Origin of the sequence: Scytonema hofmannii PCC 7110 (assembly GCF_000346485.2) — a bacterium.
Lineage (GTDB): Bacteria > Cyanobacteriota > Cyanobacteriia > Cyanobacteriales > Nostocaceae > Scytonema > Scytonema hofmannii.
This window is the reverse complement of the sequence record NZ_KQ976354.1, coordinates 82,595-98,940: the sequence shown is the minus strand read 5'-3', so window position 1 is coordinate 98,940 and position 16,346 is coordinate 82,595. Positions and strand designations below refer to the sequence as shown.

Genomic DNA, 16,346 nt, shown 5'->3' with positions numbered 1-16,346 from the left:
TGGAAGACAGTTGTTGCAGTTGCTTGGTGTTATTGGATAAGCGTGGATGTTAAAAATTCAAGTTATATGAGTTACGCAAATAAAAAATCAAAAGGATACATAGCATCTGTAGTTGGAGGACTCAGTGGTGCATTACTATTTATAGCGTTAGGACTTTTTCTAACAGGGTTTTACACGACTCGAATTGAACTCCTTACTCTCGCAACAACTCCCCTAATATTTGGTTTGACAATATGTGCAAGCTTGGGAGAAATATTAGGTTGCTGGTTAATGCTTCGCTGGAGAAGGTATAAGTTCGCTGGACGTACCGCAATACTTTTAGCTGTCTTAATTATTCCCAGTTGGTTGTTATTTTTAGGACTTATCTTTTTAACGCGATCGCTAATTTTTGCCACATCTATAACGCTGGTTATTTTGCCATTAATTGCTCGACTTTTAACTAATCATCCTGGCTACTTGAGGATTTTATCTAAAATTACCAATACTTTTGCTAAAAGACCATAGTGAGAGCTTTTTGTTATGACTGTTTCGACCAAACCCTTTTCTAATCGTATCGCTGTAGTTTTCGACTTTGACGACACCCTTGTACCAGATACCGTTGATAGCCTGCTCTTTAGCTTGGATATTGACGCTCTTAAATTCCGTCGGGAGCGAATTCAACCCTTGATTGACAAAGGCTGGGATAAAATTCTTGCCAGGTTTTACGCCCTGATTGAAGAATCAAAACGACAAGACAACAAAATTACACGGGAATATATTGCCAGATTTGGTCAAAAATTAGCTCCCTTTGATGGTGTTACTAAAATGTTTGAGCGTTTGCGACAAAGCGCTAGTGAAGTCAACCCAAAGGTAGAAGTTGAATTTTATCTGATTACCTGCGGCATGGTGGAAGTTGCTTGTCACAACTGCATAGCCCCAAATTTTCAAAGAATGTGGGGCTGTGAATTTCACTACAATCAATATGGCGGAATCGAGTTTTTGAAGAAAATTGTGACCCATACTGAGAAAACCCGGTATTTATTTCAACTGGCAAAAGGAATTGAGCATCAACAAGATGATGGGCAAACTTTTGTCTATCGAGATGTACCCGCAGAAGAATTGCACGTACCACTAACGCAAGTCATTTATATAGGGGATGGTGCATCAGATATTCCCTGTTTTTCCCTGATGAATCAAGAACAGGGTACAGCTATTGGTCTTTATAAGGACGGTAAGCCAACAGATTGGGGACGGGAGTTAAGAATTACTCAAAGTCAGAGAGTTGCCAACCTCGCACCTGTTGACTATAGCGAAAATTCCGAACTGATGCGATCGCTAACACTTGCTGTAGAAAGTATCAGCAAACAAATTTCTTTACAGCAATTGAGTGTCGGTGAGTAGAACTTCTAAAAACAACTCCATCATTGGAATGACGAAATTTTCTGCTCAGTTAAATATCTCTCAAAGTAAAATGTCATCATGTTACAAAAATTTGGCAACTCTAATCATACAAAAACTCCTTATTGGATTCTCACAGTAACTGGAGTAGCACTGACTACAGGTTTATTATCTTGCCAACCACAGACTCCAGGTAACCAAGTCTCTCTTACTGGTGCTGGAGCATCCTTTCCTGCTCCCTTGTATCAATCTTGGTTCAATGTGTATAACCAACAAAACCCAAATGTCAAAATTAACTACCAATCAATAGGTAGTGGTGCTGGTGTTAATCAGTATTTAGAGAGAACTGTAGATTTCGGAGCAACCGATGCACCTCTAACAGAAAAAGAACGCGAACAATTCCGGGCAAAATACAATTCTGAACCAATTCAAGTACCGTTAACAGGTGGTGCTGTCGTTTTTGCTTACAATTTAGGAGGTAATGTCAAAGATTTGAGGCTTTCACGCCAAGCTTACTGTGGTATTGTCCGGGGTGATATCAAAACATGGGACAATCCGTTAATTGCCAAGCAAAACCCCAATGTTAATCTACCCAATACTCCCATCGCCTTTGTTCGTCGCGCTGACGGTAGCGGGACTACTTTCCTTTTTACCAATCACATTAGCAAGGCTTGTCCCAATTGGAAGGCGGGTGTTGGTAAGTCAGTCAGTTGGCCTGTGGGAATCGGAGCTAAAGGCAATGAAGGAATAACAGCCCAAATTCAACAAACTCAGGGAGCGATCGGTTACGTTGAGTATGCCTATGCCAAGGAAAATAACTTAAACATAGCAACTTTGGAAAATAAAGCCGGTCAATTTGTAGCTCCATCACCAGAGTCTGCTGCTAGAGCTTTGGAAGGACAGACAATTCCACAAAACTTTGCCTTAGAAATTCCAGACCCTTCTGGAGAGCAATCCTATCCAATTGTGGGTCTAACTTGGCTCCTGTTGTATAACGACTACGATAATCCTGCCAAAGCGACTGCTCTCAAAAACTTTGTTAACTGGGCGTTGACTGAAGGTGACAAATACGCTTTACAGCTTGGATACATACCTATATCAAATGACCTTGCTCAAAGGGTACAATCAACAGTGAGTGAAAAAATTGCGGCTCGGTAATGCATCGCCACATTATAAACTGCTTGAGACTCCACAAGTTTTCCACCTTTTGAAGATACTCTCAAGTTAAATGCAGTTAAGTAATTTAACTAGCATTCAACAACTTAACCTCAATTTGCCCTCTTACCAATGGTTAGGTATTGCACATTTAAAATGGTTTAGAAATAACTAGACTAAATTCATATTTGAATTGTGCAATGCCTATTTCTTCTTATAAGGTAAGGAAGATAATGCTCAAATTACTTTACCCAAAGCAAGCGCACGTCAACTACTCGATAGCGGTAAACAATGCTGGTAACGACTTATGAAGCGTTCTCCACATTTAGGAAACGAACAAGAGCCAAATCGTCCACCTAATCCTCGTTTAAGGCTCTTTCTATTAGGACGTATTAGTCTAATTTTATGTGTCATTCTGCTAGTTGCGATCGCTGGCGGTGCTTTGTGGTTGAGAAATTTTGTCTATCAAGATTTAGCGCCTTTAGTTGAAAGAAATCTCAAACAGCTACTAGGAAGACCTATAAAAATAGGAAAAGTTGAGCGTTTTTCCCTAACAAGTCTTAGGTTTGGCTCTCTATCAATACCAGCAACCCCTACAGATCCCGACCGAGTGGCTGCAAAAGCTGTGGAGGTTGAGTTTTCTCCGTTGGAGCTCCTTTTCACTCGAACTTTGGAATTAGATGTCACTCTTGTTCAGCCAAATGCATACATTGACCAGGATAAGCAGGGACGCTGGATAACGACTCAACTTAAAACTGGAGAGGGAAGAGGTTTTATTCAAACTGAGTTACAGACTCTTCGGCTTCAGAATGGTAATGTGGTATTAAATCCAATACCTAGACCAGGAAAGCCTAATGGTGATGTAACATTAGATGCGGTCAATGGAACTGCTCGGATTTTATCTCAAAATCAAAAGATTAATTATCAAATTAGCGCTCAACCTACTAGGGGAGGGGTATTAAAGTTAAATGGAGAGACGCAACTCAAAACACTACAAACAAACCTTAAAGTCCAAGCGCAAAATGCACAAGCAGCTGATATCAGTCGATTAATTGAGTTACCAATTATCCTGCAAGCGGGTCGTGTAGATGGTGACCTAACAGTTCAATACCAACCAACGGCTCAGCCAGAAATTGCTGTAACAGGAACAGCTAATGTCGATCGCGTTACTGCTAAGATTCAAAACGTTCCACAAAAGTTCACTAATGCAAGTGGAAGATTAATTTTCCAGGGTCAACAGGTTACTTTAGAAAATCTCAGTGCAAACTATGGAAAAGTTCCCCTGATAGCAAATGGAACAGTTGGTACTCAAACAGGATTCAATGTCGTAGCTCAAACCAAACCAGTTAGTGCTAAAAACGTTGTAGACACACTGAATGTCGATGTGCCAGTTCCGGTAGCAGGAGAACTACAAGCAAATATTAAGTTGAACGGATCTATCAAACAACCAGTTTTGAGCGGAACCGCTAGCACTACAAAACCCGCTCAAATTGACCGCGTTCCTTTTAAGGATATTAGCACTGCCTTCCGATTGAATATCTCAGAAACTGCATCTCAACTGACTGTATCCAACCTGCGGTTAACCCCAGTTGCAGGAGGGCAAATCGTTGGAAACGGTAAGGTTCAACTTGGACGCAAACAAAATCAGGTGAACTTTAACTTTCAAGCCCAAGGTGTTCCAGCAGATGCGATCGCACAGAAATATGGCTTCTCAACTCCCATCACCATTGGTAATGTCACCGCCAATGCCCAAGTGACAGGCTCTGTTGGCGGTAAACAGCCTTTAACGCTTGCTCTCTCCAATGTTCAAGCGACTTGACACCAGCCACCTGGAAAAAACTCAAAGAAGAAAGCAATTGATGCTAATAAAAGTGTGAGTGAATACTGGGAAACTTTGATGAGAACGATTGACTATGATTGACTCCAAGATACTTCAAGTTTCCGCTATCTAGTAATACGTCGCAACTGGCAGAACTGAGGGAGAAACCTTGCTCGTCAACGTGCAAGACTTTCCTGTGGCGGTTCTAGAAAACTTCATTCCTGGATATAATCCCAATTTACAACCTCTAGCCGGACAAATATCTGGGGATTTAGCGATTAATTTAGACCAGTTTACAGTTGTAGGAGACGTAGCGATCGCTCAACCTAGAGTTGGTAGAGCCACAGCAGATGAATTCCGAGGGCGCATCAATTTTGCCAATGGTGTTGCAACGCTAACTGATGGGGAGTTATTTCTAGATGATAGTCGCATATCCTTAAGCGGAAACTTACAAACTGGAAACAACCCTCAATTTCAAACCCAAATTAGTTTTGACTCTGCCAGAATCCAGAAAATATTACAAGCATTCAACATTTTTGGTTATCAAGACCTTTCTTCCGGCTTGCAGACTCCGGAATTAGCGGGAGCAGAAGTACTTCAAACAAAGCCGATTGGTTTACCCAATACAGATTTACTCGCCCAGTTAGAGTTTTCGAGAAAATAGAAAACCGCGTAGCACAACAGCGCATACAGCGTGAAGAAACACAGAGATTGCCAACACTTGCAGAATTACAAGGGACTCTCACCGGACAAATCGAGATAACAGGCTCGTTGCAAACAGGATTGAATGCGGACTTTAATCTTCAAAGCACTGAAGCGCAATGGGGAGAATACACTATTGAACAATTCATAGCTAGAGGAACTTATACAGATGAGAGCATCACACTATTACCACTGCGCGTTAATTTAGAACAAGGGCGACTGGCTTTCACAGGACAGTTAGGAAGTCAAGAACTATCGGGACAAGTGCGCGTTTCAAATCTGCCTCTATCATTAGTTCAGCCTTTTATAGAAAGATATCCAGTTGATGTCACAGGTCAAGTCGATGCTGTTGCCACTCTGGGAGGGAGTTTAGAAGACCCCGAAGCCATTGGAGAAGTCACGTTAGTCGATGCAACCGTAAACAAGCAACCCGTGCAGTCAGGAGAATTGAGCTTCAACTATAACGATGCTCGTTTCAATTTTGCCACTAACGTGTTAGTGGCAGGTACGCAGCCATTAGAAATTCAAGGAAGCGTACCCATTGCCTTGCCGAGCGCTGACACGCAGCCAGATAGCAATCAAATTAGCGTCACAGCCAACGTGCAAGATGAGGGCTTAGCGCTGTTAAATCTATTTACCGATGCAGTGACTTGGGTCAATGGAACTGGACAACTGAATGTAGAAGTTGGAGGCACTTTAAACCAACCAATTATTACGGGAAATACCACAGTCAAAAATGCTACTTTGCAGGTCGCGGCGCTGACCGAACCATTAACAGATGTCACAGGAACGTTGCAATTTAATGGGAATAGAGCGATCGTCGAAGGCGTTCAAGGAGAGTACAATGGGGGTCGATTGACTGCGGAGGGAGTCATTCCCCTGTATAAAATACCTCAAGTACAACAAGAAGCTATTAATAATCCTCTCACGGTATCGCTACAAAACCTGGATTTGCAAGTACAAGAGTTGTATCAAGGCGATGTCAGTGGTAATGTCGTCATTGGGGGAACAGTGTTTAACCCGGAAATTGGCGGAGAAATTCGCTTGAGCGATGGTCGAGTCAAGATAGGACAAGATGCTAATACTCCACCTACATCAGCCACCACAACTTTTGAGAGGAGAAGAGAATCAGGTAGTTCAACGAGAAGCGCTGCAACTACAACCGCCCGTTCGCCTATACCTATAGACTTTGAAAATTTACGGCTTGTTTTAGGCGATGATGTTCGGATAACAACTCAGCCATTATTTGGAGACTTTGTTCCTGGAGGCGATCTCCTGAGTGAATCCATACTGAGTTTTGAAACAAAAGGCGACCTAACTATTAATGGCAACTTAGCAAATCCTCGTCCTCAAGGTGTTATTCGTCTTACAGGAGGACAAGTTAACTTATTTACTACTCAGTTTACCTTAGCACGGGGTTACGAACACACCGCAGTGTTTACTTCTAGTGGAGGACTCAACCCCGTCCTTGATGTCCGACTTGTAGCATTTGTACCAGAGACAACAGGAGCGTTATCGACTGGAAACCGTATTCAAAACTCGCCTTTTTCTGCTGAAATTAGCGATATTCCAGCTGTCACCAGCTTAGGAACTTTAGAAACTGTTCGCGTTGAAGCCAGAGTCAGAGGACCCGCTAGTGAATTAGCTGACAATCTGGAATTAACAAGTACACCCGGTCGGAGTGAATCAGAAATTATTGCGTTGTTAGGTGGTTCTATTATCAATACTTTAGGTCAGACAGATTCAGCATTGGGAATTGCTACCTTTGCTGGTTCTACTTTGTTGAGTGGTTTGCAAGAAAACATTAGTGCAATAGGACAAGCGATCGGCTTTAGTACCTTCCGGGTGTATCCTACCACTGTCGCTAATGAATCATCACGGGCTTCGGTTTTAAGCTTAGCAGCAGAGGGAGTGTTTGATATTACTGAAAATTTCTCTGTCTCCCTATCACGGGTTTTTCTGACCAATGAATCTTTCCGTTATAATTTGCTTTACCGAGTCAATGACGAAATTCTGATGCGAGGCTCTACCGATTTGGAAGACGAAAGTAGATTTGAAATTCAGTACGAGACTCGGTTTTAACAAAAACACCGTAATTTCCTATCATCTTATACCGTTTCTCCAAATGTTAGCGACAGATGATCCCACCTCGCCTCCCTTAATAAAGCTACAGTGTACATACAAGTCTGTAAGATCTGACAAATCGAGGTTTTAGCATTGTTTTTACCCCACCCTAGCCCTCCCCTTAGAAAAGGGGAGGGAACTGGAAATCTAGTTTTCCCCTAGAACAGGCGTCTCATCCGTTCCACAAGACCATTATCAATGTATTGCAACCAACTGAAAACCGCTATATATTACGTAAACGACACCTTTGCTCCCCTTTGTAGATAATAACCATAGTGCTTTAAGGAAATAATGTTATTAGCTCAACTTAAATAGCTAACAATATGAATTAAACATTTGGGCTTAAAGCTGTCGCTACTTGGTCAGCTAGTTTATGAGGATTAAAAGGTTTCTTAATTACACCTGTCACACCCATTTGAGCAAACTGACGATGTTCGGCAGCTTGCCCTCTAGCGGTTAGTAAAATTACAGGAATATCCTTAGTTGATGGATTTGCCTGTAGCTGTTGAAAGGTGGTCGGACCGTCTATATCAGGCATCATGACATCTAGAAGAATAGCATCAGGCTGAGCAGACTGAGCCAATAGCAGCCCTTCGCGACCTGATGGGGCTGTTAGCACTTGCCAGCCTCCCATGATCTCCAAACAGGTCTGAATTAACTTGCGAATATCCTCTTCATCATCAATAACTAGAATTTGTTTAGCTGTCATTGTTATCATCTTTCATTCTACATATTCTACTATTTTCTTACAATTTGTCAAAACTTTCTGTCCTAACAATGACCGGACTTAATTATATTTTTTAAAGAACTGTGTAAAGTTAAAGTTCTACTGCTTCTGTTACCAAAATTTGCTTCTATTTCTAATTATCTGCTAGATACAGGAGTTTTTGTGTGTCCTCAGTAGAGAACACTTAAAAATTCGTTAGTCTAGATTCCAGTAGTAACTTCCAGGAATTGTGACTGCAACTCCTTTGAACTTATGCAAAGCGTCGTGACAAATCGCTAAAGGCGCTGTTTTGCCATAGGTCCATCTTTCTTGGTTAAAGCTGACGGCAAACGGTAGACCTGGAAAAGCATTAGACTCACGATGAGATATTTCAAAGTGAGGACACTCAAAGTTTTCCAAAACGTCGGCAACTAATTGCAAAGCAGCGTTAATATCTGTTGAATATGGACGTGCAGGTAAATCAAACTGTTCGGATACAATCCGATCTAAATCAGCTAGCGAGTTCAGCTGAATAGTTTTAGTAGCGTGTCCTGTCATTGTTGTTTTTATTTTGAGCTTGCTTGATGGTTCTGGAAAAGAATATATTTGAGCGCTCATAGTTGTCTATCTCAAATTAACAGCAAGAATGGGCAGTTCTAATCGGGAGATACCACGTATTTTAGACTCATCTTTAAAAGATAGAACTTAAAAGTGGAAAACTTGAGCAGATGAGGAATTGCAAACAATTAATATTGGATATATTTATCTGACTGCTTTATAGTTCATATTCAATTTTGGTAGTATTGCAAGGAGGCTCCACAAGTTTTCCACTATTTAGAGATATTATCTGACTGGGCGTTTGCTCGTTCAGACAGTCCGGTTGATAAGTGGTTATTAGAGTAGCTATACATTTATAGGCGAACAAGTTCGACTAAGGAGGGTGTTATGACAGACGAAGAACTTAGAACCATAATCGTAGATAAACTTTGCTGGGATGACCGTGCGAACACATCTGAAGTTAATGTAATAGTTAATAATTCCAAAGTCACTCTTACAGGTACAGTATCAAGTTCTAGAGCTAAACGTATTGTTGAGGAAGATGTTAGAGAGGTTGTAGGAATACTTAAGATAAACAATCAATTATGGGTCCAGTATCTGCCTATGACACCCGTCCTTACAGATGAAGAAGTTGCATCAAATGTTGTAAATAGTCTCGCTAGAAACCCGGATATTGACGACAATAAGATAGATGTCAGTGTTATTGGAGGTTTACTAACTCTCCATGGTACAGTAGATGCTTTTTGGAAGAAATTTCAGGCGGAAGATATTGCTTATGGAATTACTGGAGTCATAGATGTTATCAATGAACTAGCAGTTGTACCTACTAAAGACGCTCGAGATGAGGAGATTGCAAAATCCATTGAGAATGCTTTGGAAAGCAACATGGATGTGGAAGCTGAAGATGTAAATGTAATAGTAGAGAACAGTAGAGTTTCTTTAATAGGTTTTGTTCCTAATTGGGCAGCATGGCGAGCAGCCCATAACACAGCTTCTTATACTACAGGAGTCACTATGGTAGTGGATAAGCTAGCCATTCGTTATCCAGAGAATTGAAAAAGTGGTTCTTGTAATCTGCACTTTCCCATGGCGCTGAATTTGAAAAATTGTATTCAAGATTACAAATAGATGTTACAGATCTCCGCCCTCTAGGTAGAAGAGATCGTCAAGCAATAACAGAGAATCTACTGAAAGGAAATATGAACGGAGTTAACAAATACTCCAATCAATTGGGTTACCTCTAAAATGAAATTCATATGAAATACTGTTATTTCATAGGTAATAAATATTCCTTATTGCTATTGATAGACGCATCTGCATTTCTATATTTATAAAGTAAGTTTAAAGGCTATTCTGCCTGTAATTTAGTAAGTAGAGAGGTAAAAATTGTGGCAATACAACAACTTACTTTAGATCGTGTTAACCAAGAAATGCAACAGTGTATTCAAAACTGCTTAGATTGTCATAGTATCTGTTTGAATACCATAAATTACTGTCTACAAAAGGGTGGTAATCATGCGGAACAATCTCACATCCGGTTAATGCTTGATTGCGCTGAAATTTGTGTAACCAGTGCTAATTTTATGTTGCGAACTTCTGACCTTCATACCCGTACTTGTGGCGTTTGTGCAGAAGTGTGCGATCGGTGCGCTCAAGATTGCGAGCGTATGGGTGATGATGCTCAAATGAAAGCTTGCGCTGATATGTGCCATCGCTGTGCTGAATCTTGTCGGCAAATGTCAATGGCAACTGCATAAAGAACTTCCAAATTAAAAAAAGTTCTTGTGGTGCGGGCGTCCCGCCCGCCACCTGTGTAGAATGGGTGAGGACGCCAGTTCTAGAAAATAGATAATTTATTAGAGTGCTAGAATGAAACCTCATCGTTCCAGCTTAAAGCCTTTGAAAAGTGCGACTAAATCGCTCCGCAAACGCCTAACTTGGAAGGGTGAGTTAGCTTTAGCCACTGCCCCAACAGCAGTCATATTGAGCGTGTTTGCCTTAGTGGAAGTACTAACCCGTCAGCGTTTGTTGTTTGCATCCTTAGCCTCTAGCGCCTTTCTCATTTATCTCGATCCTCAGCACGGTACAAATACTGTGCGAACTCTAGTCATTTCCCAAATGATGGCAGCGGGAATCGGTTTTGTAACATACACGCTGTTAGGTTCGGGTTACGTCTCTGGTGGAACTGGAATGATTATTACAATCGTGCTGATGATACTGTTAGATGTTATGCATCCCCCAGCTGTTGCCACATCCTTAAGCTTTGCCTTAAAAGCTAGCAATGAAAATAATCTAGTTTTGTTTGGTCTAGCTGTGGGCATTACTGCCTTGTTGGTTGGATTGGAACGCTTTGCTCTATGGCTTCTAACATACCTTAGCTCGAAGTCATGAACCAAAGCTTACATTGATTCTCGCAAAGGTGGTTTCTAGCACATTAGTTTCGCTACCGTGATTGGTATCGCTTGCTTATCAAGCGTTCTTCATAGGTTCTGAGATTGCGATCGCTCAAATCATAAAAGTAAGGCTCTTGCAAATAATTGTAGGTAGCGGGGTTATAAGAAAACGGACTTAGGGCTGTTGTTCCCGCTAACGGGCGGTAAACTCCTCTGACTCGCTCCTCATAATCATTGTCAAGTGCCAAATTTTCACTGAATTCTGGCAAATTTTTCACTTGCTCTTTAGTCAATCCTGGAACATACAATCGTTTATCATCATAATTTAGGCGAGCTAAACCAACTGGAAGCAATACTTTTTTGCCTAAAATCCAAAAGCCTGTATCAATAATGAAATAACGGAACCGACCATCGTTTTCATCAACTAGCACGTTAGTAACAGAACCAACTTTATCACCATCAGCATAAACATCAAAGTTTTTGATGTCATGACCGTCAAAAACATCACTAGCGTAGTTAGGATCGTATTCATCAAGTTTGTACAAAGCCATGTTTTTATTTTCCTAATGACTATTATTTATTACATTCAAGTCCAGACATTTTGAGATTAAGCATCAATAGTGGAAAACTAGTGGAGGATGTTTAATTACTGAATAATTGTTTTCCAACTGTTCGCGAAAATTGTAACCAGTATCCGGTAATTTAGGATGGTGGGTGAGGTTGCGATCGCATTACTTCAACAATCCTTGTTTTGGGTTTCCAAGGATTTCAGGGCTTTCCCTCGTTTGTTGACTTGCGTGAAAAATTATTGAACCAAGCACGAAGATTGCTAGGCTAGCGCAAATTAATACGAAGGCACGTATTAATATATTACTGGGACGTGGTTTTTGCATTCTTCTGAGTGCAGCCTCTATAGTTTATTGACTTCAGGTTACTATCTTAGAAAACATCAAAACTCTACCGTTAGATATTCTTGTCCACGGGTTCACCGCTACACCTTTAGCTACGATGATTACAGCAATTCCCACTCACGTGAGGTACAGAAAGAAATAATTAACCGCACCCTGTAGCAGATGGACGCAGATAAATTTGTACTTCAGTAGACTGGGAAACGCTATAATACAACTTAATATAGACTGGAATGGATTCCATCACTAAGAATTAACTTCTTTTTCTCACTGGAGTTTAGACTAGTCTAAACTCCAGTTTCTCGATTTAAAGTTATAACTAAAATTGAAACCCCAATAAATTCCAGTAAGCTAAGAAGGGAACAAAGATTAATGCGGCTAAATTGATGAGATAATAATGCATTAATGAAGAAATTTTAGGACTACTTTGCTTGTTCAAAAAACGTTTTTTATTTATCCAAACTGAAAGAGTTAATAAAGTTAATTTAATTGTTAGAACCGCAGTTATCAATGGCAGACAAAGTAATCCTATGACAATAACAGGTACACCATAAACCAACTTCCACAGACCTATCAGCCACAGTGACAATGGCAAGCCAATCAAAAAGACTCAATTACTCGCTATTTGATTAGAAAGCCACCCTGCAAATTGTCTCTCATATTCATTAGCTTCTTTTTCCAGTGTATTATTTTCATAAATCTGACCGACCCTTTTAAATTCTCTAAAATAATAGTATCCAAAATTACTTGCACCGCCAAATCGCTTGCACTGTTTTGAATGTACAAGCTCATGAGATAACAGTATCAGCTGACCAAAATCGCTAGGTTTGTATGACTCTTCAAGATAAATTCGTTCGCAGTAAGTTTGAGCAATAGAATCAACAAGTCCAATATCTATCTTAAAATCAGCATATAACCAGTCATCCATTAATTTAGCGTTATAAATGACTACAACATGGTCAACTAACCCTCCAAAATAGGAGCGTAAATATCGTTTCTGTGTTTCATCTAAGGGGTGGCTAATGCCGTTATGAGTACGCATCCATTGAGCAGCTGTTGGATATGTCACAGCACCTACCTGACCCCATGCTTCTTCTGTCATATCTATATATGGATTAGAAATTATACCTGACCAATGACAACATTCTGTTTGAAACGCCTGCAACTTTAATCTATTAATACTTAGTATAGTTACTACTGTTAAAATACTAATTAACCCTAAGCAAATGATTTTTTTCATAACATGAATTTCTGTTTTTTAAACTTTCTTAGACCTCCTCGTTTCTTTAATTCTTTTATCTAAAAAGAGATCGAATAGAGATCGGATTTTATAGCACTGCCCCTCATTCGCCGTTGGTGGGCAGTACCCATCCTACTGAACATTCTTCATGAGTCTTTAGCTGTTTGAGAAGGTACTTGACCGTTGTCATCACGTTGCGCCCGTAATTCAGCAAGCCGCCTGAGCGAGCCGCTAATGCTGCGAGGCTTAGGGACAGAGTTTTTACCCGCAGGCCAACCTTCACGCTGACGGGTGCGATCGCCATCTGTTTCCTCAGTTTGATCGTGGAACAAAATCTGCCTAGTTGGATAAGGTAAGTCAATACCGTTTTCAACTAGCTTATTCTTTATTTCAGAAAGAACTCGATCCCTTGAGGTAAGGTCGTCGGCACGCCGTGGCGGCTTTATCCACCACCGAGCGCGAATGTTGACAGTACTTTCAGCAAGTTCCATCACCAGTGCATCAGGAGCTGGTTCTTTCAATACAGTGTCTACACTATGGATTGCCTCCAGGATTAACTGCTTTGCTCGCTCGATATCATCCCCATAGCCAATGCCAACATCATACTCAATACGACGGTTTTCAAAGGCGGTGTTGACAGTAATTGAATTAGTGAACAATTCAGAGTTTGGAATTACAATACGACGACCATCATAAGTTCTAATTGTTGTTGCCCTTGTTTGGATATTTTCTACCGTTCCCTGAAAGTCTTTAAAAACAATTTGGTCATCGATTTGGAACGGCTCAGTTAAGAGAATTAGAATGCCAGCTAAGAAATTTTGCAGAATATCACGAAATGCAAAACCAATTGCTACACCACTGATTCCTAGCAATTGAATCAAATCACCTGCTTTAAATGAGGGAATCACAATGGATAGGGAGATAAACAGACCAAGCAGAATTGTCAAACCCTGAGCTAATCGTCCCAATACCAATCCCAGATTTCGGGCGTGGCGACGGCTGCGAGTCAATCGCTTAACCAGTCCCTTGATCGTCCTAGCAATAAAGAAAAAAAGTACAAAAACAATTAACGCCAGCACAATGTTCGGTAGCAGAACGATAAAACTGTTAATCATGCTTTGAACTTTATTCCAAGCTGCGGATATCTCTGCATTCATGAATCTTCCTCACCGATGGTTTTTTGTTAATATTAGTAAAAATTAATTAAGTTTAATTCCTCCTTTTGGCTCTAGATTGGTCTCATCGCTCTGAGTTCTGACACAACAATTCTTGAATTTCCTCCCGCAATGCTGCAATTTCAATATGAAGTGCCTCTATTGATTTCGTTCCTGCTAACTCCGCTTCGTCGTCATCTGCATCGCGACCAATAAAGAAAGTTGCTAGAGTTGCAGTGACGTAGCCAAATACTGCAAACGCATAAAGTGCCAAAAAAAAGCAAAGCACGCGACCCTCAGATGTTTTGGGCCAATATTCAGAACCCATCGTCGTCATGAGCATTGCCGTCCACCATAAAGCATTGCCATAGTTGTTCAGCCCCGAACCATCAGCAACCTCGTTTTCAAATGCATACATTCCTGCTGCTCCCACCAGCGTAACAATGACTGTTAGCGCTACGACATAACCAAATCCTCGACGGTTAATACTTGCTCCTAAAGCCCGCATACCTCGGTTGATACGAGTCATAACGCGCAATAACCGCAACCCTCTGACAGCCCGTGCTGTTCGTAGTGCTTTTACTACTCGTATAATCCGAAAAGTACGCAAAGCTGGTAATAACAGAGAGACAGCAGTTAGCCAGTTGCTTTTGATGTAAGAGAGCTTGCGGGGAGCAAGGGCAAATTTAACTAAAAAATCTAGGATAAAAATAATCCAGATAGTCGTGTTAACAACATCTAGCAGAGGGTTTAGTCCCCAGATTAGTTCAATGACGAATAATGCTAGCCACGTAAAACCCAGTACCAGCATAGGCGCTTCCAACCAATCCTCTAGCTGTTGCAAGACTTCCCCACGCTCTCGATCGAGAGCTTGTTTTTCAACAAGATTCGGATTGCTCATAAATTGCGGTTTTATACGCTAGCTGTTTATTGCGGAATTGCTGAGGGATACACTTCGTTCGCAACTAGCACGGGTTTGTTACTGTACTCTGCTTCTAGCTTCTTCTTCAAGGTTAAATCCCAAGTAAGGTCGTAATCTCGCTCGAGTTCAGCAACGACAAAAGGACGAAGTACACCTGTCACTGCAACCTTTTCACCTTCAGTCACCTTTGGTTGTGGAGTCGAGTGTAAGACCAGTAAATCTTGTCCGCCAAACAATTTGTCTTCATCCAAAGTGAAAGAATTCGTACTTCTAATGTTTTCGACTTCACCTGTCACTGCTAGCCTTTTACCATAGTATTGGTTGGGATCTGTGGTAATTTCACCAGGTTTTGGTGCTTGTGCAAGCGACTGTGCAATAATCGCAGGTTTGTTTTCGTACTCAGCGTACAACTCTGGATCTAAATCTAAATTGTATTCTCGCTCAACCTCTGCAACCACAAATTGACGAACTACTCCTGTAGCTTGAATTTGTGTACCTAAGTCAGTCGGCAAAACAAAGGGTTTTCCTGAAGCATTGACAACTAGAATGGGTTCGCTAGCAAAGAATTGCTGATCCCTAATCGTAAAGGTTGATGGATCGATTTTCTTAACAGGTGTACTTCTAACCGTAACGGTTTTTCCAATCAGTTGGTTTGTGTTGTCAGCAACTTCTTCTGTCGTGACATTGTTTTCTGGTGGTTCTGGATCGCGTGCTTCCAAGTTATTGGTACAGGCGGGAAGTATAAAAGCTGCTAGTGCTAGAGCAATAGTTCCTTTGGGATTCCACAGTTTGTGGATAAAAGTACTTTTTTTAACAAATTTATTCATTACAAAATCTCCTGAAGTTTCTTGAAATTTACTGTTCATTCTGCTTGCGATTGATTTACCCACAAGAATTTAGGAATGGGTATCGCGATCGCCCACCGATTGCAAGTATGGGTGCCAGTGCCGTTTTATAATTTCACATTTATCTTGTTTACCTTGTTCGTTTGTAGTTCAACTTAAAGGACTGAGTCAGGCACTACAATTTGAAGATAAGCCTCAATAGTGGAAAACTTGTGCATAATTCATAGGAATTTTCAGAATATCTACTAAAATTGAAAACTACTTTGTTTTGGGATCTTTATTTACCGTCTCTAAGTGGCGATTGGAACAAGAATTGTTTCTCCATTTCTATCCACCAGAGGAAGGAAGTTGTGAAAGTTAGATTTATAGTGATACTGTCAATGATAAGTAGTTAGGTAAAAAGTTACAGCATTTTTCAGGTAAATGAAGTACATTAGTAGGGG

Annotated in this window: 16 protein-coding genes; 9 read left to right on the top strand and 7 right to left on the bottom strand. The window is 40.8% G+C overall.

Translation table 11 applies throughout. From position 1 onward, the window contains the following. Nucleotides 1-66 precede the first annotated feature (66 nt). The 6 genes from WA1_RS00485 (at nucleotide 67) to WA1_RS00460 (ending at nucleotide 7,135) form a co-directional block, all read left to right on the top strand. On the top strand, nucleotides 67-504 hold the full coding sequence (locus WA1_RS00485) for a hypothetical protein (protein ID WP_017742195.1): 438 nt from the start codon (nucleotides 67-69) through the stop codon (nucleotides 502-504). A gap of 15 nt (nucleotides 505-519) precedes the next feature. Further along, entirely contained in the window at nucleotides 520-1,380 is an 861-nt protein-coding gene (locus WA1_RS00480) for an HAD family hydrolase (RefSeq protein ID WP_017742196.1), read from the top strand. A 78-nt stretch (nucleotides 1,381-1,458) separates the two neighbouring features. Beyond that, nucleotides 1,459-2,535: a phosphate ABC transporter substrate-binding protein PstS gene (gene pstS / locus WA1_RS00475; RefSeq protein WP_017742197.1), complete on the top strand. Its 1,077-nt coding sequence runs from the start codon at nucleotides 1,459-1,461 to the stop codon at nucleotides 2,533-2,535. A 304-nt stretch (nucleotides 2,536-2,839) separates the two neighbouring features. Next, on the top strand, nucleotides 2,840-4,351 hold the full coding sequence (locus tag WA1_RS00470; RefSeq protein ID WP_051077026.1) for an AsmA family protein: 1,512 nt from the start codon (nucleotides 2,840-2,842) through the stop codon (nucleotides 4,349-4,351). 169 nt (nucleotides 4,352-4,520) lie between these two features. Continuing rightward, nucleotides 4,521-5,015, top strand: a complete 495-nt coding sequence (locus tag WA1_RS59195; protein ID WP_272819035.1) for a hypothetical protein — start codon at nucleotides 4,521-4,523, stop codon at nucleotides 5,013-5,015. Nucleotides 5,016-5,062: 47 nt separating this feature from the next. Beyond that, nucleotides 5,063-7,135: a translocation/assembly module TamB domain-containing protein gene (locus WA1_RS00460; RefSeq protein WP_051077028.1), complete on the top strand. Its 2,073-nt coding sequence runs from the start codon at nucleotides 5,063-5,065 to the stop codon at nucleotides 7,133-7,135. Between the two features lie 370 nt (nucleotides 7,136-7,505). On the opposite strand, the gene WA1_RS00455 is transcribed toward WA1_RS00460, so the two are convergent. Further along, entirely contained in the window at nucleotides 7,506-7,886 is a 381-nt protein-coding gene (locus WA1_RS00455) for a response regulator (RefSeq protein WP_017742198.1), read from the bottom strand. A gap of 213 nt (nucleotides 7,887-8,099) precedes the next feature. Continuing rightward, on the bottom strand, nucleotides 8,100-8,501 hold the full coding sequence (locus tag WA1_RS00450) for a hypothetical protein (RefSeq protein ID WP_017742199.1): 402 nt from the start codon (nucleotides 8,499-8,501) through the stop codon (nucleotides 8,100-8,102). Nucleotides 8,502-8,828: 327 nt separating this feature from the next. Here WA1_RS00450 and WA1_RS00445 point away from each other — a divergent pair, with 327 nt between their 5' ends. From WA1_RS00445 to WA1_RS00435, 3 genes are all read left to right on the top strand, one after another. Then, nucleotides 8,829-9,497 carry a BON domain-containing protein gene (locus WA1_RS00445; protein WP_017742200.1) on the top strand — a complete coding sequence of 223 codons (669 nt, stop codon included), beginning with the start codon at nucleotides 8,829-8,831 and terminating at the stop codon, nucleotides 9,495-9,497. 332 nt (nucleotides 9,498-9,829) lie between these two features. Next, on the top strand, nucleotides 9,830-10,198 hold the full coding sequence (locus WA1_RS00440; RefSeq protein WP_017742201.1) for a four-helix bundle copper-binding protein: 369 nt from the start codon (nucleotides 9,830-9,832) through the stop codon (nucleotides 10,196-10,198). Between the two features lie 112 nt (nucleotides 10,199-10,310). Next, the gene (locus WA1_RS00435; protein WP_017742202.1) at nucleotides 10,311-10,832 is read left to right on the top strand and encodes an HPP family protein; all 522 of its coding nucleotides are present in this window, start codon (nucleotides 10,311-10,313) and stop codon (nucleotides 10,830-10,832) included. A gap of 52 nt (nucleotides 10,833-10,884) precedes the next feature. Here WA1_RS00435 and WA1_RS00430 read toward each other — a convergent pair whose 3' ends face one another. The 5 genes from WA1_RS00430 to WA1_RS00405 all read right to left on the bottom strand — a co-directional run bounded on the left by WA1_RS00430 (nucleotide 10,885) and on the right by WA1_RS00405 (nucleotide 15,885). After that, entirely contained in the window at nucleotides 10,885-11,385 is a 501-nt protein-coding gene (locus WA1_RS00430; protein WP_017742203.1) for a PRC-barrel domain-containing protein, read from the bottom strand. A gap of 967 nt (nucleotides 11,386-12,352) precedes the next feature. Continuing rightward, entirely contained in the window at nucleotides 12,353-12,982 is a 630-nt protein-coding gene (locus tag WA1_RS00420; RefSeq protein ID WP_017742205.1) for a hypothetical protein, read from the bottom strand. 146 nt (nucleotides 12,983-13,128) lie between these two features. Beyond that, nucleotides 13,129-14,139, bottom strand: coding sequence for a mechanosensitive ion channel family protein (locus WA1_RS00415; RefSeq protein ID WP_017742206.1), 1,011 nt, complete (start codon nucleotides 14,137-14,139; stop codon nucleotides 13,129-13,131). 82 nt (nucleotides 14,140-14,221) lie between these two features. After that, nucleotides 14,222-15,037 carry an ion transporter gene (locus WA1_RS00410; RefSeq protein ID WP_017742207.1) on the bottom strand — a complete coding sequence of 272 codons (816 nt, stop codon included), beginning with the start codon at nucleotides 15,035-15,037 and terminating at the stop codon, nucleotides 14,222-14,224. A 26-nt stretch (nucleotides 15,038-15,063) separates the two neighbouring features. Continuing rightward, a complete protein-coding gene (locus WA1_RS00405) occupies nucleotides 15,064-15,885 on the bottom strand; it encodes a hypothetical protein (protein WP_033334851.1) in 822 nt (273 codons plus the stop codon). Nucleotides 15,886-16,346 lie beyond the last annotated feature (461 nt).

What these genes read in the sequence shown, in the direction of transcription:
- WA1_RS00470 (WP_051077026.1), top strand. Translation starts at nt 2,840, where the DNA reads ATGAAGCGTTCTCCACATTTAGGAAACGAACAAGAGCCAAATCGTCCA.
- WA1_RS00485 (WP_017742195.1), top strand. Translation starts at nt 67, where the DNA reads ATGAGTTACGCAAATAAAAAATCAAAAGGATACATAGCATCTGTAGTT.
- WA1_RS00430 (WP_017742203.1), bottom strand. Translation starts at nt 11,385, where the DNA reads ATGGCTTTGTACAAACTTGATGAATACGATCCTAACTACGCTAGTGAT.
- WA1_RS00420 (WP_017742205.1), bottom strand. Translation starts at nt 12,982, where the DNA reads ATGAAAAAAATCATTTGCTTAGGGTTAATTAGTATTTTAACAGTAGTA.
- WA1_RS00415 (WP_017742206.1), bottom strand. Translation starts at nt 14,139, where the DNA reads ATGAATGCAGAGATATCCGCAGCTTGGAATAAAGTTCAAAGCATGATT.
- WA1_RS00410 (WP_017742207.1), bottom strand. Translation starts at nt 15,037, where the DNA reads ATGAGCAATCCGAATCTTGTTGAAAAACAAGCTCTCGATCGAGAGCGT.
- pstS (WP_017742197.1), top strand. Translation starts at nt 1,459, where the DNA reads ATGTTACAAAAATTTGGCAACTCTAATCATACAAAAACTCCTTATTGG.
- WA1_RS00455 (WP_017742198.1), bottom strand. Translation starts at nt 7,886, where the DNA reads ATGACAGCTAAACAAATTCTAGTTATTGATGATGAAGAGGATATTCGC.
- WA1_RS00405 (WP_033334851.1), bottom strand. Translation starts at nt 15,885, where the DNA reads ATGAATAAATTTGTTAAAAAAAGTACTTTTATCCACAAACTGTGGAAT.
- WA1_RS00480 (WP_017742196.1), top strand. Translation starts at nt 520, where the DNA reads ATGACTGTTTCGACCAAACCCTTTTCTAATCGTATCGCTGTAGTTTTC.
- WA1_RS00450 (WP_017742199.1), bottom strand. Translation starts at nt 8,501, where the DNA reads ATGAGCGCTCAAATATATTCTTTTCCAGAACCATCAAGCAAGCTCAAA.
- WA1_RS00435 (WP_017742202.1), top strand. Translation starts at nt 10,311, where the DNA reads ATGAAACCTCATCGTTCCAGCTTAAAGCCTTTGAAAAGTGCGACTAAA.
- WA1_RS00445 (WP_017742200.1), top strand. Translation starts at nt 8,829, where the DNA reads ATGACAGACGAAGAACTTAGAACCATAATCGTAGATAAACTTTGCTGG.